This window comes from Verrucomicrobiota bacterium (genome assembly GCA_037139415.1).
In the GTDB taxonomy this organism is placed as follows: domain Bacteria; phylum Verrucomicrobiota; class Verrucomicrobiia; order Limisphaerales; family Fontisphaeraceae; genus JBAXGN01.
The window spans coordinates 1-17298 of the sequence record JBAXGN010000033.1; the positions used below are offsets into that span (position 1 = coordinate 1).

At 56.7% G+C, this 17298-nt stretch carries 14 protein-coding genes; 5 read left to right on the plus strand and 9 right to left on the minus strand.

Translation table 11 applies throughout. The features are described from left to right. The first annotated feature begins 436 nt into the window (after window positions 1-436). Window positions 437-1177 carry a hypothetical protein gene (locus WCO56_07815; protein ID MEI7729464.1) on the plus strand — a complete coding sequence of 247 codons (741 nt, stop codon included), beginning with the start codon at window positions 437-439 and terminating at the stop codon, window positions 1175-1177. A gap of 243 nt (window positions 1178-1420) precedes the next feature. Here the strand turns inward: WCO56_07815 and WCO56_07820 are convergent, their stop codons facing one another. From WCO56_07820 to aroQ, 9 genes are all read right to left on the minus strand, one after another. Next, window positions 1421-1924, minus strand: a complete 504-nt coding sequence (locus tag WCO56_07820; GenBank protein MEI7729465.1) for a hypothetical protein — start codon at window positions 1922-1924, stop codon at window positions 1421-1423. A gap of 212 nt (window positions 1925-2136) precedes the next feature. Beyond that, window positions 2137-2742 carry an RsmD family RNA methyltransferase gene (locus WCO56_07825; GenBank protein ID MEI7729466.1) on the minus strand — a complete coding sequence of 202 codons (606 nt, stop codon included), beginning with the start codon at window positions 2740-2742 and terminating at the stop codon, window positions 2137-2139. Between the two features lie 3 nt (window positions 2743-2745). Then, the gene (locus WCO56_07830) at window positions 2746-4008 is read right to left on the minus strand and encodes a zinc-binding dehydrogenase (protein ID MEI7729467.1); all 1263 of its coding nucleotides are present in this window, start codon (window positions 4006-4008) and stop codon (window positions 2746-2748) included. Continuing rightward, entirely contained in the window at window positions 3999-4685 is a 687-nt protein-coding gene (locus WCO56_07835) for an HAD-IB family hydrolase (protein ID MEI7729468.1), read from the minus strand. The genes WCO56_07830 and WCO56_07835 overlap by 10 nt, the downstream gene beginning before the upstream one ends. A 23-nt stretch (window positions 4686-4708) precedes the next feature. Continuing rightward, window positions 4709-9094, minus strand: coding sequence for an AMP-binding protein (locus tag WCO56_07840; GenBank protein ID MEI7729469.1), 4386 nt, complete (start codon window positions 9092-9094; stop codon window positions 4709-4711). A gap of 125 nt (window positions 9095-9219) precedes the next feature. Beyond that, window positions 9220-9897, minus strand: a complete 678-nt coding sequence (thiE, locus tag WCO56_07845; protein MEI7729470.1) for a thiamine phosphate synthase — start codon at window positions 9895-9897, stop codon at window positions 9220-9222. A gap of 12 nt (window positions 9898-9909) precedes the next feature. Then, window positions 9910-11286, minus strand: coding sequence for an acetyl-CoA carboxylase biotin carboxylase subunit (gene accC / locus WCO56_07850; protein ID MEI7729471.1), 1377 nt, complete (start codon window positions 11284-11286; stop codon window positions 9910-9912). A gap of 80 nt (window positions 11287-11366) precedes the next feature. Beyond that, on the minus strand, window positions 11367-11840 hold the full coding sequence (accB, locus tag WCO56_07855) for an acetyl-CoA carboxylase biotin carboxyl carrier protein (protein MEI7729472.1): 474 nt from the start codon (window positions 11838-11840) through the stop codon (window positions 11367-11369). Window positions 11841-12141: 301 nt separating this feature from the next. Further along, window positions 12142-12573 (minus strand): type II 3-dehydroquinate dehydratase, encoded by a 432-nt coding sequence (gene aroQ, locus WCO56_07860; protein ID MEI7729473.1) that lies wholly within the window; start codon window positions 12571-12573, stop codon window positions 12142-12144. A gap of 123 nt (window positions 12574-12696) precedes the next feature. Between aroQ and WCO56_07865 the strand changes: the two genes are divergently transcribed. From WCO56_07865 to WCO56_07880, 4 genes are all read left to right on the plus strand, one after another. Further along, window positions 12697-13578, plus strand: coding sequence for a DUF58 domain-containing protein (locus WCO56_07865; GenBank protein ID MEI7729474.1), 882 nt, complete (start codon window positions 12697-12699; stop codon window positions 13576-13578). Window positions 13579-13622: 44 nt separating this feature from the next. After that, entirely contained in the window at window positions 13623-14465 is an 843-nt protein-coding gene (locus WCO56_07870) for an alpha/beta hydrolase (GenBank protein ID MEI7729475.1), read from the plus strand. 136 nt (window positions 14466-14601) lie between these two features. Further along, window positions 14602-16542 (plus strand): biosynthetic arginine decarboxylase, encoded by a 1941-nt coding sequence (gene speA / locus WCO56_07875; GenBank protein MEI7729476.1) that lies wholly within the window; start codon window positions 14602-14604, stop codon window positions 16540-16542. Between the two features lie 53 nt (window positions 16543-16595). Beyond that, window positions 16596-17294: a hypothetical protein gene (locus WCO56_07880; GenBank protein ID MEI7729477.1), complete on the plus strand. Its 699-nt coding sequence runs from the start codon at window positions 16596-16598 to the stop codon at window positions 17292-17294. Window positions 17295-17298 lie beyond the last annotated feature (4 nt).

Consider the following 17298-nt stretch of genomic DNA (forward strand, 5'->3'; position numbering starts at 1 on the left):
ATGCACATATTGTTTTTTGGTTAGCATGTAAAATCTCGATAAACGGTCATATCCAATATTCAATATAGGCAAATATCATGATTTATGGTCATATACGATTTACTTGTATTATGAATATCTCGATATACTGTCGTATCCAATATTGAATATGACCAGAAATACAAATATTCGTTAGTATACAATTTTGTATCAGACCAAATATGTCTGTGAACTATGATATGCAATATTGATGTATATCAAATATCATGATATACATGCATATATAATATTGGATAGCCATGTTTCCGAATTTGACAGGCCGGTTTGGGTTTGGCAGAGTGGCTTCCGAGACTTAGTTAACGGCAGTAACTTTTCCGGTCAGGGCTGCGTGACAGTAGTTTGCCCGGTTAGCGGGCGGTGATGGGCGGCCAATTGACCGGATATGATATGGATGTTTATGAAAGACTTGTCCCGTTTGTTTGAAGTGCCATTTGACGATCCGTACCTCAGTTTGGGCCATTTGTTGGCCTTTGCCACGGATCATTTGCAGCGGATGATTGCCAATAACCCGGCCTCAGCGCTGGATGCGCGCATCGCAGCCACCCAAGACGCGTTGGCGCAAGTGAACACGTTCTTCAGCGAAGACAACACCAGCCTTGGCCTCCGCAAGGGGCAAAAAATGGCCAAGCGGAAGTTCCGCGCCGGTCTGCGGGCCAAAATCGCCAAACTTGCCGGGGCCGTGATGGCTCGGTACGGCCTGCGCACCGCGCTTTACCTGGAATGCTTTCCGCATGGCCGGCGAAACTTCAACAGGTGTACGGATGACCAATTGGGAACCCATCTGGTGGTGCTTCGGGACCGCATCGCGGCCCACGGAACGGACCTCGGCGCGACGGCGGTGGCGGAGGCGGCGGCGCTGGTCGAGGGCTGGGCGTCCATCCATGCGGCCAGCGAACGTGCCACGGGCGCAAAGACCGCGACGCAAGAGGCGAAAAAACTGGCCCGCGAACATCTCCAACTGATGCTGTACCTGAACGTGGTGAAGCTGATGGAGCTGTTCCCCCGCCAGCCGGAGCGCTGCGGGCTCTACCTGCAACAAAGCTTGCTGCATCCGCGCCCGCGCCGGCCCACGTCCGACGCGCCCGCCGCCGCCACGGTGCCGGAGACCATGCCCCTTTCCCCTCAGAACTCCGGCTAGCTATCTTTCATCCCGCGCGGGATGAGCGAAGACGCCCAAAGCCCGCCCGAGCCGGAACCCGGAGGGTTCAAAGAGTGTAGCCGGTTCGGTCGCGAGGGGCACGGGGCGCGACCACCGGAAAACCGCAGAAAAGAAGATGCACCCCGCAGCGGGTGCCAGAGAGGTAGTACAGATAATCCAAGCTCAGCGATGGCGCAGAGCGTCATTCTGGAGCGTGGTTTTGGCCCGGACTGAGTCTTCTCATCAAAGGCACTTTTCCCAGCCCTCGGAATCTTCGCTCCCGAAACTCCCTCCGGTTGATCTTCCAGTGCCAAGATCAACACAGAATGGGTGCCACTGGTCATCGGGGGACCATGCGAGTCCCTTCACCTCGCCCTGATCGACGCGGAGTTGATCGAACCCGTCCCACGAAAGCCGCCGCGTATGCCAGACGATTCCCAGTGAACCCAACCGCACAAGAGCGAGGCCTTGCCAACTGAAGATCCAGCCAGTGGGCTCCTGTACTTCCATTGCTGCGTCAATCGCGGGCAGCAACAGTTGCCCAACCCTTGTGTCTGGATTGACGACCCAAAGATCACCAGCAGCAATGATGACTGCGTCCCGCCCGTTCGGATGCATCCCAGCGAGATTAATTCCTCCAAGCCCCGGCTTGAAGTTGCCGACCCAGGTCCCCACGTCGGTCTTGAACTCCACAACCTTGCCTTCACGTCCAAGTCGCCCCCATTCGACGGGGAATGCCGTTGGCATAGGACCGTAAGCGGGTAAACCGGGAAGTAATGTCAAATGGAACATGGCATTTAAGGCCGACACTCTTCCTGAACGAACCTTTCTTTCCTTCTTCCCGCTGGCGGGTTGGTTATCATGCTGCCGATCATCGGCGGGATGGCCCCGCCGGTCAATGGGAAAACTGCGCAACGGGCCGCCGCCACCTATATATATATTAGGTGGAGCCGCCCAGGTTACGGCTGGGGTTCGGCGGCGGGCGCGGGGGCTGGGCATTCGAGGAAGCGCATCCAGGAGTCGCCGTGGGTCAGGCGCTTGCGCTCGTGCCAGGGCGGGACGAGGGTGAGGGTGTCGCGCTTGGCGTGGCCCAGGACGAACAGGCCGCCGGGGGCCAGGAGGCGCGGGAGGTCGGGATGGTCGAGCGTTTTTTGCGCGAGGGAGCGGGAACGGCTGCCGATGTTTTTCTCGCCGTAAGGCGGATCGGCCATGATGAGGTCAAACTGCACCGCCGAGGCGGCGAGCTGGGGGATGGCGGTGAAGACGTCCTGCACGCGCACTTGCAGGGAGCCGACCGGGAGCCGGGCGGCGTGAAAGTTGTCGCCAATGAACCGGGCGTGCCGGCTGGAGAGTTCGATGCAGAGCGCGTAGCTGGCCCCGCGGCTCAGGCATTCCAGGCTCAGCGCGCCGGTGCCGCCAAAGAGTTCCAGGACGCGCGCGTCGAGCACGCGCCCGCCGAGGCTGTTGAAGACGGCCTGCCGCACGAGGTCGGGCGTGGGGCGGACGTCCAGCCCCTTGGGGACTTTCAAAATGGTGTTGCCCGCGGTGCCGCCAATGATTCGCATAGTTCAGTCGTGCAGGTTGAATACGGTCTTGAAGTTGCCGGGCCGGTCGGTGCGGAAGGCGTGCTCGATGGCGGCGCGGTAGTCGGCCAGGGGGAATTGGCGGCTGACGAGGGGCTTGAGCACCCCCTGCCCGGCGCGCAGGTATTCCAGCGCGAGTTCGATGGTCTTGAGGCGGCGGCCGTCGGGCAGGTTTTCGTAGGCGTAGGCGTAGGTGCTCTGGTGGTGGAGTTCCTTGTACCAGAGGCTCGTCCAATCCACGCCGCTGGGCACGCCCGGCATGCCCACCAGCAGGATCATGCCGCCGGGGCGGGCCAGGCGCATGGCATCGTCGAGGGTGGCGCTCAGGCCGACGCAATCCACGACGACATCCACGCCGCCGAGGACGACGGGTTTGCCGAGTTCGGGCTGGTAGATGCCGCCGGAGCCGCGCAGGTCGCCGGTTTGTTCGAGGACCCATTGGTAGGTCTCGCGCGGGCCGCGCAGGCCAAAGCAGAGGTCGGCGCCCAGGGTGCGGGCCATCTCCGCCTGGTGCGGGAATCGGGCGGTCGCCAGGATGCGCCCGCGCCCGCCGGCCATGCGGTAGGCGTGGATGAGCAGGAGGCCGATGGTGCCGCAGCCCATGACGAGCAGGGTCTGGTCTTCCTGGCGCGGGAGTTTGAGCGCGGCGTGCAGGGAGCAGGCCAGCGGTTCGGCCAGCACGGCTTCCTCATCGCTCAGCCCCTCCGGCACGGCCTGCAATTGGGTGTGATGAGCCACGACGCTGGCGCGGCTCCAGCCGCCGCCGGTGCCGGCGCAAAAGCCGGTCTGGAACCCGGCGGTCATGCTGCCTTTGAGGATGTTCTCGCAGTTGGCGTATTGCCCGCGCGCGCACGGGCGGCAGAGCGGCTTCATCCCGCGCACGGCGCAGCCCAGCGCCGGTTCCAGCACGACGGTCCGGCCCGGCTTCCATTGGGCGGGGACGTCGGGCCCGGCCTCGACGATTTCGGCGACCAGCTCGTGCCCGAGCACGAACGGGGTGGAGACGAAGGGGGAAAAGTAGGGGGTGCCCTTGCAGGCGATGGTGGAGAGGTCCGAGCCGCAGATGCCGCTGAGGCGCGGTTGCAGGCGGACCCATTCACCGTTGGGCAGCGGCGGCGGCGCGAGCCGGGTGAGCCGGATGCAGGAGAGCGCGCCCGTGACTACCGAGGGCCAGCGGCCGGAGGTGTTGCGCACCAGCAGCCAGCGCGGCACGGAACGGATGTATTGAACGGAATCGGCTAGGTCCATGTTTCGGTTTTCCAATTGCGTTGCGCGGCGACGCGCAGCAGGCGGCGGTCCGGGTTCACGGCCACGGGATTCCCGGCGCATTCCATCATGGCCAGGTCGCCAATCGCATCGCCCAGGGCAAACGACTGGGCCAGGTCCATGCCGTTGGCCCGGGCGTGCTGGCGCACGGCGGCGGCCTTTTGCGCGCCGGTGAACGGCTCGCCTTGCAGGCGGCCGGTGAAGCAGCCGTCCTGTTCTTCAAGGGCCGGGGCGAGGCAGTCCGCCTGGAAATCGCGGGCCATCGGTTCCATGAACAGATCGAGGCCGCCGGTGACGAGCACGAGTTTGACGCCCTCGCTTTGCCGCGCGCGAATCCAATCCAGCGCGTGGGGGAACAGCTTGGGCTTGATGCGTTGCTGGTAATAATCCGAGGCCAAGCTGCGGACCTTGGCCACGGAGACGCCGCGATAGTTGGAGTAGATGGCGACGTTGGAGGCGCGGCGGCTGAATTGATCCACGCACCACCACCAGGGAGCGCGCCCGGCCAGGCTGGCCAGCCAGAGCCAATTCCACGGCGGCGCGAGCGTGTGTACCTTCATCCAGACAAGCGGCGTGACGATGGTGGTATCCGTCAAGGTCCCGTCCACATCGCAATACGCGGCGCGGTACACGGAAGAAGAGGATGCATTCACAGCCATAAAAGACGTTGCCGGGCTTGCCATCAGCGGATGGGCGGCAAGTCCGCCAAAGCTTCCACCCGTTCGCGCAGCAACGCGGCTGAACGGCGGTAGAGTTCGGAAGCCGCGACCGTCTCCCGCGCCGACTTGAGCGGCGCAAGGTCCACCGGGGGACCAATCCGTACTTCCACCCGCCCTGGACGCGGAAAACGCCGTCCTTTGGGCCATGCAGCATAGGTGCCCTGCAACCACACCGGCACCAACGGCACATCCAATTCCATCGCCAGCACGCCGATGCCCGGCTTGAACGGCTGTAATTCGCCGGTGATGGTGCGCGTGCCTTCCGGGAAGATCAATAAGGCGCGCCCGCTATCCAAGACCGTCTTGCACACGGCCAGGCTTTCCGCCGCGTTCGCTTCGCGGTCCAGCGGCAGCGCGTTCAGGAAGGTGGTGAAGAACCAGGCTTTGATGCTGGAGTCGAAGAAATAGTCCTTGGCCGCCATGGCGTGCAGCTTCTCGGCGTGCGGCCCGAGCACCTTGCGGATGGCGGGCAAATCCAGGTGGCTGGAGTGGTTGGCGACGATGATGTAGGGGCCGGTCTTGGGCAGGTTTTCGAGCCCGCCGCCGCGCACCCGCACGTGAACATCCATGACCAAGTTGAGGACGGTGTCCCAGGACTTGCGCAATACACGGCGCCCGGCCGTTTGCTGCATGCCCGCCTCCAACACGTCCTTCCGCACATGGGCGCGCTCCCACAGGGCACGTCGGCGTTGCGATTTTGTCTTCAACGCATCACTGCCTACGGCCTCCTTGACGAGCGCGGTGACGTCCTGCACCGTGAAAATACGTGCCTCAGCCTCGCCGGGGAACGTGACGCCAAAACGGACTTCGATCATTTGCAGCAAGTCCACGCGCCCGATGGAATCAATGCCCAGGTCCATCTGCAACTTGTGCGCGGGCGAGATATCGGCGGGAGCAAGGTTGCCGGCCACCCGAGCCACGAGGCGTGCGACTTCAATCTCCACCGCGTTTAAGTCTGTAATCACCTCGGGGGCAGCTACCGTTAAAGCGGCGGTGGCGGGGGCGGTGAATTTCTCCACGACTGCACCGGTATAACGCGCCCGGACTTTGCCGCGCTGCACCTTGAGCGTGGACGTCTTCGGCAACTCTTCGGTTTGAAATTCGACGCGGGCAATCCGCTGGTGGCTTGGCAAATCCCGAGTGCGATGCGCGACTTCGGCAACGATGTTTTCCTTGTTTGCCCCGGCATCCAACACCAGCACGGCGGTCACCTCTTCCCCCTGGCCGTTGCGTCCCGGCAAGCCGACGACGCATAGTTCCTTCACGCCAGAAAGGTTCTTGAGATAATACTCCACATCATCCGGATACACGTTCTTGCCTGCACTGGTGACAATAATATCCTTGAGCCGTCCGGTAATGTGCAAGTAGCCCTCGTGGTCCAGGCGCCCGAGGTCGCCGGTCTTGAACCAGCCGTTTTCCATGACCGCCGCCGTGGCGGCGGGATTGCGCCAATACCCGTGCATGATCGAGGGACCGCGCGCGAGCACCTCGCCGACGTTTTCCTCGTCGCCCAGGTTCTGAATGCTGATCTCCATGCCGGGAATCACTGAGCCAACCGAGCCGGCCTTGGCTCCCACCATGGGATTGACGGTAAGCACCGGCGACGTTTCCGTAAGGCCGTAGCCTTCGCAGATGGTGATGCCGAACCGGCGGAAAAAATGAAATATTTCCGGATCCAACGCCGCCCCGCCGGAAACAAACGCACGCACATGACCGCCGAAGGCATCATGCACTTTGCGAAACATTTTCGGGCGCATCGTGTTGCACCCCACGACTTCGCCAAGCAGGCAGGCCATCTCCCCCGCCTCCAGCGCCACCCGTCCCTTCACCCCCGCTTGCTCAATGCGTAGGCGGATGCCATCCATGAACAGCTTGAAGAGGCGCGGGACGCCGATCATCACCGTGATTTCATTCAGCTTCATGGTGTCCAGGATTTCCTGGCCGCGCAGCACCTCGAGGTGATGCACGGTGGAACCGCCATACATCGGAATAAGGAAACCCGCCGTGAACTCAAACGCATGATGCATGGGCAGGACCGAGAGAAAACGATCACTCTCCAGCGGTTCGAGCACTTCCGCCACCGCCATGGCGTTGGCAATGAAGTTGGAGTGATGCAGCATTACCCCCTTGGGATCGAGGGTGGTCCCGCTGGTGAACAGGATCGAAGCCAGGGTCTCCGCCGATGGTTCCCGCAATGTTCGGTTCGCAACGTCCGCGGCAGTGCCGGGCACCGGCCACTTCTGGCCATCAAACGGGGTTAATCCCGCGAGCAGATTCAGGCATGGCGGCAGACCGTTCCCTTGCCCCAGATGTCCCGCTCCCTGCTTGAAAAGATTAGGTGAAATGAGGATCGCCTTAGCCTCGGTGAACTTGAGAATACGCGCGATCTCGGCGGGTGGCATGGTGCGATCCAATGGCACCACCGTGGCTCCGGCACGGGAAACCGACAAATAGCCGAGCGCCCATTCTGGGCAGTTTTCACCCAGCAACGCCACACGATCCCCGGCGTGCAGATTCAATCGCGCTGCCAGCAGTCTGGCCTGATCTGTGGCACGATCATACATTTCCGCGTAGCTCAACCGCACATGAGCGGGCCCATTCTCGGGATTGGAACGCCGAATCTCAGCCATCGGCTTGTTTCCAAATCGTTCCTTGCCGCGCAACGCCAGTTCCACAATGGTTTGCGGTACACCCCGCACACTCACAATGGCACGCCGCTTTTGTCCCGCCTCCTGCTCTTCCTCCAGCAACTTGCCCTGACCGGCCCCAGTGCGCGGCACCTCTTCCATGCGCAGGATATTCCGCTTGAGACCGGGAATATGCACATCCTGCAAATAATTGCGCCAATGGAACCGGCGGGGGTCAAAATTGAATGCCTCGCGTTCCTCAGGCACCAACGACTGCAGCAGTTCGGCGGCGTGTTCGGTTTCAAACCGGCAATCCAGATTCACATACGGTCCGTAAATATCCACGTAATAGATCAACTGCTCAATCTTGGAGATAATATTCTTCAAGCGAGGCCGCCACTTGCGGGAGCCGGGAACGGGGACGCGATTGACAATGGCCAGCGCCAGTTTGGCCGGGCGTAAATAACGGTTCAGCATCATGCGCCGATAATCGGGCACGCTGCGAAACTTCCATTCCCCAAGGATAATGGGCTTGCCGGCACGATCCGTGAACGGGTGTTTAACAAAGTAATCCCGGACGTTTTCGTAAAGGCTTTCAAACCAAAGCGGATTCTTGCTGGAACTGGCAACCGTGAACAGATCGAAGCCACCCGGTATCCGGGCGATATGCGCGCTGGCGGCGAGGATACCATTTACCACGAAATCCGCCGGGATAATGTCCAACACGATCTTAAGACTGGCGGGAAAATCGGGCAACCGCCCTTTGCCAAAGCCGATGATGATCGGGTCCGCCATGCGCAAACCATCCAGCCAGCCAGGTTCTGGCTCGCGCAGCGAGGATTCGATGATGGAAGGGCGTACGATGACCGTCGGGATACGGCCATGATTCTGGTAAATCAACTGTTCGCCGAGGAACTTGGTGAACGTATAAGTGTCATTCCAGCCAAACTGCTGAGAACGTTTCATGCCGGCGACCACCAAGCGGGCATTGAGCAAATCGCGCGATTCATCGCTCTTGACCTCCCATCCCTGGCGTTTGATTTCCTGCTGGCACTCGGCTTTGACTTCCTCGACCAACCGGTTCAAGTACGCAATTTCCTCGACGACCTCAAAGCGCTCCGGGCGTGGTGAGCCAGGGGGCATTTGTGCGTGGATGGCCTCCAATGGGGTGAGCAATTTTTCCGGCACATTGCCGGTTCGCATACCACTTACATACGCGGTGGAGACGTGAACGTAGATGGCATTGGCTGCCCTGGCCAATTCCAGGAGCCGCATGGGGCCCATGGTATTCAGGCTTAACGCCAAATCCAGCCGCTCATCAAATACCACCGTGGCCGCACTGTTAATGATGACGTGAATCTTCCCGGCCAACTCGGCATAGGCCTTTTCATCGAGCCCCAGTCGCTCCATGGTCAGGTCGCCCGTGATGCACGTGATCTTCTCTTCACAAAAACGCTCAAAATCTTCGCCGAACTTCTCGCGCAGCCGGCCAAAAGCACTATTGCGCAGGATTTCCTCATGCAACCGTTCACGCGCGTCCACGCGTGAACCGTCAGGCTTGAGGCGCGGGCGGATAAGCAGGTGGATGCCGCCAATATCCGGCAGGTCATGGAGCACTTTTTCCATGACAGCCTTGGCCAAAAAGCCGGTCGAGCCGGTGAGCAATACATGCTTGCCGGCAAAAAATCGGCGAATGGATAGCGGTTCGTTAATGTTGTTCACAACTCACGTACTCCAATGGTGCCACAAACAACCCATCCATGGCAACATCGGCAACTGCTTCAAGACTAGGTTCATTCGGGAAATAAATGCAAGCCGAGTAATGGGAAAAAATGCCATGTCACTAATCACAGGGTTGCGTCCAAGCTGGCGCGGAAGCGACGACACGCCACAGTAATATCGTCGGCGTTCAAGATGGCCGAAACGACGCAGATTCGACGCGCTCCGGCAGCCAGAACTTCGGGCAGATTGGTCAATTGAATGCCGCCGATGGCAAACCATGGAATGGGAACCTGCTTGGCCGCCCAACGTACATAATCCAACGTCACTGGTTTCGCGGCAGGCTTGGTGCCGGTGGCGTAAACCGGACCAATGGCGATATAATCCGGTGCGGCCTGCAAGGCGCGGAGCGCCTGGTCCGGCTGATGGGTACTCAAGCCCAGCCTAAAATGTGAGGGGGAAGGCAATGCTTGAAGTAAGTCATGTTTGTGCCGGTAGCCGGTATCGAAGAAATCTTCCTGTCCCAGATGGCAGCACTCGGCACCCAATTCGGCGGCGAGCTGAGGGTAGTCGTTGATGACCAGGGGCACACCGGCAGCGCGGGTTACCGGCAGAATTGCCTCCGCCAACCGGCGCACCTGGTCTGCCGTTTCATTCTTTGCCCGCAATTGGATGATATCCGAGCCGCCCTCGCATAATTGCCGGGCAACGTCCACCGGAGTGCGACCATGCAGAAAGGCCGTATCCACAAAGGTGTAGAGATGACATTCGTGAATGGCTTTCATGAGCGCAAGGGAGGTGGCCATTCCCCCATCACTTCAGGCTTGTTCTTCCAACAAGTCCCGACGGGCGCCATTCAGCAGTTGCTCAATGAAACTGGTGGTATAAACCCCGCGACGGAAATTCGGATCCTGCAAAATAGCCTGCTCAAAGGGGATCGTCGTCTTGATGCCGGTAATCATGAATTCACTTAGGGCACGGCTCATCCGATCCATGGCTTCACGGCGGTCCTTGCCGTAAGTAATCAGTTTACCGATCATGGAATCATAATGCGGCGGGATCGTATAGCCGGCATAAGCATGACTATCCAAACGGACCCCGCGTCCACCCGGAGAATAGTACATTTCAATCCGGCCCGGAGAAGGACGGAAGTCATCAAACGGGTCCTCGGCATTAATGCGGCATTCGATCGAATGACCATGCATGGTCACGTCCGAAATTTTCAGCGGCTCACCCAAGGCCAGCAAAATTTGCTGTCGAACGAGATCCACGCCCGTGACTTCCTCGGTAATCGGGTGTTCCACCTGGATGCGTTTATTAACCTCCAGAAAGTAAAAACTGCCATCCTCCGCCACCACGAATTCAACCGTGCCAGCATTGGTATAACCAGCAGCCTCCCCAATCTTGATGGCGGCTTTGCAGAGTTTTTTCCGTAAATCCTTAAACTTATTTTCGATAAAAGGGGAAGGGGTTTCCTCAATTAATTTCTGGTTACGCCGTTGAATGGAACAATCCCGCTCTCCCAGATGAATCACTTTACCTCGGTTATCGCCCAAAATCTGAATCTCAATATGGCGGGGATTATCAATAAACTTCTCAATATAGACACCGCCATTGCCAAAAGCTTTTTCCGCCTCCACTTTCGCCGTGTGAAACCCTTTGATCAAGGTCATGTCATTGTGGACCAACCGCATGCCACGTCCGCCTCCGCCAGCGATGGCCTTGATCAGAACCGGGTAGCCGATCTTCTGCGCAATATGAATTGCCTCTTGCTCCGTTTCCACCAAACCTTCTGATCCAGGCGGAATTGGAACCCCAACCTTTTTCGCCAATGCCCGGCTTACCGCCTTATCGCTCAAGGCATTAAGTGCTTTTGAACTGGGGCCGATAAACCGGATATTGCAGTTTTCGCAGACATCCGCAAAGTGTGCATTTTCAGATAAAAATCCATAACCGGGGTGAATGGCATCCACATCGGTAATTTCAGCGGCGGAAATAAGGCGGTCTACGCGCAAATAACTCTCACTGGAAGCACCTTTGCCAATGCAGATCGCCTCGTCCGCAAGTTGCACATGCATGGAGTTGGCGTCTGGTTCGGAATAGACCGCGACCGTGCGCACGTTCAGTTCTTTGCAGGCGCGAATGATGCGGACCGCAATTTCACCGCGATTGGCGATTAAAATCTTCTCAAACATGATGTGAAAGGCATTACTACGCTACAGCCAATCCCCAGTCCAATACCGAATGGAATGGCAAACGACTTATGATAAACGATTTATAAAGGGCGAATCTTAAACAGCGGTTGCCCGAATTCAACCGGCTTGGAATTCTCCACCAGCACGGCGGTGATCACTCCGCGCACTTCCGCCTTAATCTCATTCATAACCTTCATGGCCTCAATAATGCACACGACGGTGTCAGGGTTGACTTCGGAGCCGATATCCACGTAAGAAGAGGACTCTGGTGAAGGAGCACGATATAGGGTGCCAATCATCGGCGATTTGATTTCTGTTTCATTGGCATTAGCTGCTCCCGATGCGGGAGCCGAGGTGGCAGGTGAAGCCAGCGGAGCTACATTCTGAGGAGCCGGTGCATAAACCGTCATTCCCTGCCCGTCATCCATGACCGTCGTCCCCCCATTGCCTCGTTTCAGTTTAATTTTAAATTCCTGACCTTTTTCCAACTCGAACTCGCTAATTGAGTTCTTTTTCATCAGGTCAATAATTGCTTTTATGTCTTTTAGGTCCACAGAGCCCTCCAGGTGGTGATTATGGTTTTAGATGGAATCCGAGCTAACAAACGAGGTTATGTCCCTTGCCATCACAAGGGCCACTTGCTGATAAAAACACGCCAAAAAAAATCTCAAACTATGCACTTTGTTGCTCAATCGTAATATACAGTTTTCAATACACTACCGCTCACGGTTCACCAACACTACGAATGGGAGAATATCGGGTGTTTACCAAACCGTCAAGCTAGTTTTTTTCTTAAAAAAATGCCAGTTATCACCGAATGGAAGCCAAATAATCTGAAAAAAAGCCTAAAAATGACTAAGCTTTAACATTAACGGCGGCTTCCAATGCTAAAACATACGAAAATGCCCCAAAACCGCTAATTTGCCCCTTGCAGACGGGTGCTATCAGGGAGCGATGACGAAACTCTTCACGGGAATAAACGTTTGAAAGATGAATTTCAATGGTGGTTATACCCACGGCTGCGATAGCGTCCCTCAATGCAACGCTGGTGTGAGTATAGGCGGCAGCATTTAATACGATGACATCAAAATTACCCTTGGCCTCCTGTATCCAAGTGACCAGCTCGCCTTCCAGATTGGATTGCCTGAAATCAATTTCCATCTTAAGCGCTTTGGCTCGTTTACGGACCATGGCTTCAATATCCGCCAGTGTCGTCTGGCCGTAGATTTGGGGTTCCCGGCTACCCAGCAGATTCAAGTTTGGTCCATTTAGGAATAATGCTTTCATGAATGGGGGGGTAATTTAATAGATTTTCCCTGATTTGTCACGCAGAATTCACAAAAAACAGGAAAATTGTGGTAACGACTTGTATTTTTTCAAGGTTTGTCGAGACTTGCGCAAACATGATTTATGATTCCCAAGGAATGGCTGCGAAAAATTCGCCGACTTGAGCTGCGCACCACGCTGTTGGTGGAAACCCTGATGGCTGGCCAATACCGGTCGGCATTCAAAGGGCGCGGCATGGACTTTGACGAGGTGCGACCATACGAACCGGGCGATGATGTACGCCGGATAGACTGGAACGTCACGGCCCGAACGGGGGTGGTTCACATAAAAAAGTACGTCGAAGAGCGTGCTTTGACCGTGCTGCTGTTGGTGGACGTCAGTGCCTCCGGCCAAACCGGGTCCCTCAGGCAGAGCAAACGGGAAACGGCGGCGGAATTGGCAGCGATTTTGGGGTTTAGCGCGGTGCTCAACAATGACCGGGTTGGCCTGCTGCTATTCACGGAGCAGACCGAGCGCTATTTGAGCCCGCGAAAAAGCCGTCAGCACGTCCTGGCCATCATTGACTTGATCCTGACCCACCAACCCAAACGGCGCGGGACGAATCTAACTGGCGCCCTTAACCGTGTCTATCATGCGCATTCGCGTAAAGCGGTCATCTTTTTGCTTTCCGACTTTATGGATCAAGGGTACGAACGCGCCTTGAAAGTGGTGGGGCGCAAACACGATTTGATCGGCGTCCCCATCATTGACCCCAGCGAGGAGGCATTGCCAAATGTTGGTTGGATTGCCTTTGAAGATTCTGAAACCGGTGAAGTGGTGGAAATCAACACAGCGGACCCCAAAGCCCGCGCCATCTTCGCCGAAAACGCCGGTCGCCGACGGGAGAGCATTCGCCAGGCGTTGCAGCGAGCGGGGCTGGATCAAATCGTCGTAGAATTGGATCAGCCATACCTGCAAGCACTGGCCCGTTTTTTCCATCTGCGCCATCACCGCCTGCATCCATGAAGACGCCCGGTTCAAGATTTGGAAAGAAAGCTCTCATCAAAGCCATGTTCACCACTGTTGGGATCGCGTTATTCGTCATCCTCCTGCTATTAGCTGGCTGCCAGCGGCGTCTGATTTACCATCCGCGTGCATACCCGACGGATTTTCGCGCCCACCTTCCGAATGGCATGGTGGAACTTGCGTTTGAAACCGCTTCAGGCCGGCAGACCGCGTTTTACCTGGCCGCCAATGGCAACCCTTCAAAGATGCCGGCGAATGTTTGGGTGTGTTTTCATGGCAATGCCGCCACAGCACTGCACTGGCTGAATACGGTGGGCAAAGTCCGTTCGCGGGACGTGGGTTTTCTGCTTGTGGACTACCCTGGTTATGGTGTCAGCGCCGGACATCCCACCCGTGACTCAATCGCTGAAGCAGCGGAGGGAGCATATCAAGCGTTGGCACGCCACTATCAGGTTCCCAGCGCAGAACTCGACAAAGGCGTCAGTGTTTTGGCGTTTTCGATTGGCACGGCAGCCGGGTTGGATTTTGCTGGGCATCATCCGGTCAAGCAGGTGGTCTTGCTTGCCCCCTTCACCAGCTTGATGGACATGGCTCGACGCATTATTGGTTGGCCACTTTGCCTCGCGTTATTAGACCGGTTTGACAATAGTGCCCGATTAGACGAGCTTGCTGCTCGAACCACACCTCCCCGACTCCATCTATTCCATGGCGGGGAGGACGAGGTGGTGCCAGTCAGCATGGGAAAGTCGCTGGCCAAGAAGCATCCGACAATGATAGAGTTTCATGCCTATTCTGGCACTGGACACAATACCCTGCTGGAAACCGTGGAAAGTGACCTGCTACCGGTGTTGTCGGGAGAGGGGCACACCCTTCCGCCATCTAAATAATCACAGCCCGTAAGGATTGAGATTTGGTCGCCCGATGGACGACGTGTCGGTGGTGGATAACTTTTGTAAAATATTCGTTCACGCCTATTGCATTCTGGTCTGGCATTTTTTATTGTGCGGCTGGTTTAATCGTAACATGAGTGAACAGAATACAACCGCGAACGGCTGGGACGTCCAAGCCGCCCGCAATTTGTACAATATCCAACGCTGGGGCATTAAGTATTATGACATCAATGATGAGGGTCATGTGGTGGCCATGCCTCTGCATGAGGCTGGCGCGCGGGTGGATTTGACCGATGTGGTCGAAGAAGCCAAAGGGCGCGGGCTGCGTTTTCCGCTATTGATCCGCTTCCAGGACATTCTGCGACACCGGGTGGAGACGTTAAATGAGGCGTTTCGCGCTTCCATCAGGGAATTTAATTACGAGGGACATTATCGGGGCGTATTTCCCATCAAGGTGAATCAGTTGCGCGAGGTGGTCGAGGAAATCCTGGATGCCGGCAAGCCATACCAGTTTGGCTTGGAAGTGGGTAGCAAGCCGGAGTTGTATGCGGGTCTGGCGCTGCAAAGCCAACCCGGTAATTTGATCATCTGCAATGGGTATAAAGATCCCGGTGTCATCCGGATGGCACTGTTGGGGACCAAACTGGGCAAGACCATCATTCTGGTGGTGGAAAAGTTGGAAGAACTCCGGCAGATCATCACCGTGTCCAAGCAATTCGGGGTGGAACCACTGATTGGTATCCGGGCACGGCTTTCCGCCAAAGGGGCGGGGAAGTGGGCAGACAGCGGCGGCGAGAACGCCAAGTTTGGTCTCAGCACCGCCGAGATTCTGGCCGCCACGGATATGTTGAAAGCGGAAAACTTGCAGCATTGCCTCAAATTAATCCATTTTCACATTGGCTCACAAGTACCCGATATTATCACGGTGAAAAAGGCGGTGCAGGAGGCATCCCGGTTCTACGGCAAACTTTATAAAATGGGGTTCCCCATCCAGTATCTGGATGTGGGTGGCGGGTTGGGGGTGGATTATGACGGTAGCCGCTCCGTTTTTGACAGTTCCACCAACTATACGCTCCTGGAATACACCAACGACGTGGTCTATTATATAGCCGACGTATGCAGTATCGAGGGGGTGCCGCACCCGGATATCGTGAGTGAGAGCGGACGTGCCATTGTCGCGCATCACAGCGTGCTGATTGTGGAAGTTTTTGGCGCGATTGAAAAAGTAAGGAGCGGCAGCCAGTTCATCTACGAGGAGGATGAACATCCTTTGGTCAAAGAACTTCTGGATATCCGGCAAAATTTCACCAAATTGAACAAGTTGGAAGTCTTTCACGACGCGCTCGAACGCAAAGAAGACGCGCATCACATGTTCACCCTCGGTCTGCTGGATTTGCAGGATAAGGCGAAAATCGAAAGTCTCTACTGGGAAATCAGCACTGGAGTGGTGCAGAGTTTTCGCGGCCAAGCCTATATTCCAGAGGAAATCCGCAAATTGGGAGACAGCCTGGCTGACCAGTATCTTTGCAACTTTTCCGTATTCCAATCTCTGCTGGATCACTGGGCCTTGGGTCAGCTATTCCCCATCATGCCCATCAGCCGGCTGCTGGAAAGGCCAACGCGGGAGGCTACCCTCGTGGATATCACGTGCGACTCAGACGGCCAGATTAACAAATTCATTGATCTGCGTGATGTGCGGGAAACTCTGCCTCTACACCCGCTCCTCACCAATGGCAATGGCGCACAGGAGCCATATTATCTGGGCTTTTTCCTCATGGGCGCTTACCAGGACATTATGGGGGATTTGCATAACTTGTTTGGACGTGTAAACGAAGTGCATGTCTTTCTCGATCCTGATGAGCCGGCTGGCTACTACATTGAGGAAATCATCGAAGGCAATACCATTGTCCAAGCGCTGTCCGCTGTTCAATACGATGAACACGAACTGAAACGCCGGATGAAAGCGCAGATGGATGAGGCGATCAAATCCGACCGGCTGAAACCATCCGAAGCCATGCGCCTCTTGGATGAATACGAACGCGGCTTAAAAGAATACACCTATCTGACATTTTAAGTGGTCGTCGCGTACTGACCAATACCGCTTTTACAACTCACGCTTTATGGACCATGCCGGAACCCGCTCCTTCACCTGAATTGCTGCGCGATCTGGGCCGGTTATTGCGAGGGCTCTCAGCGCTGTTCTGGGGATTGCCGGTTTCGCTCGTGACCTGCGTGCATGTGGCGTTAAAAAACCGGTTGGAGGCACAAACCTCTGATTTTATCCTGCCGATCATCGTCAACGGGGTATTGTTGTATGGCACCTGGCAAATTGGGTATTTTCACCGGCAAGAACGCATCTGGTTGGCGAGTGTGGATCGCGTCCGCATGTTGGCAATGGTGCTGACTGGCTTGTCGCCTTTCCTTTTCTGGCACACCGAAGTGCCTGATGCCAATGTGTTCTATCTCGCCACCTTGCTGCTGGCGGCGTTTGGGCTGCTGTTTCTATATTATTTAAACCATGTGATGCTGCGCCTGGCCATGATGCTGCCCGATCAAGGGTTACAGCAGGAAACCCGCTTGTTCACCCAATTGAATCAATACTTGCTCGTAGCCATTCCCTTCAGCCTTTCGCTACTCTCCATGGTGGTCGCGTTGGTTCAATCTGGTCAACTGCCATCCCACTGGATGCGAGTGCTACAACAACCCCAGTCTGCCAATCAATGGTTTTTTTTGCTCCTTACCCTGTTGCCAGTCGCCACCACCATGGCCATCCTTTGGAAAATCAAAGAGGTCGTATTTCAGAGCATATTCGGCTCAAAGTCCTGACCGG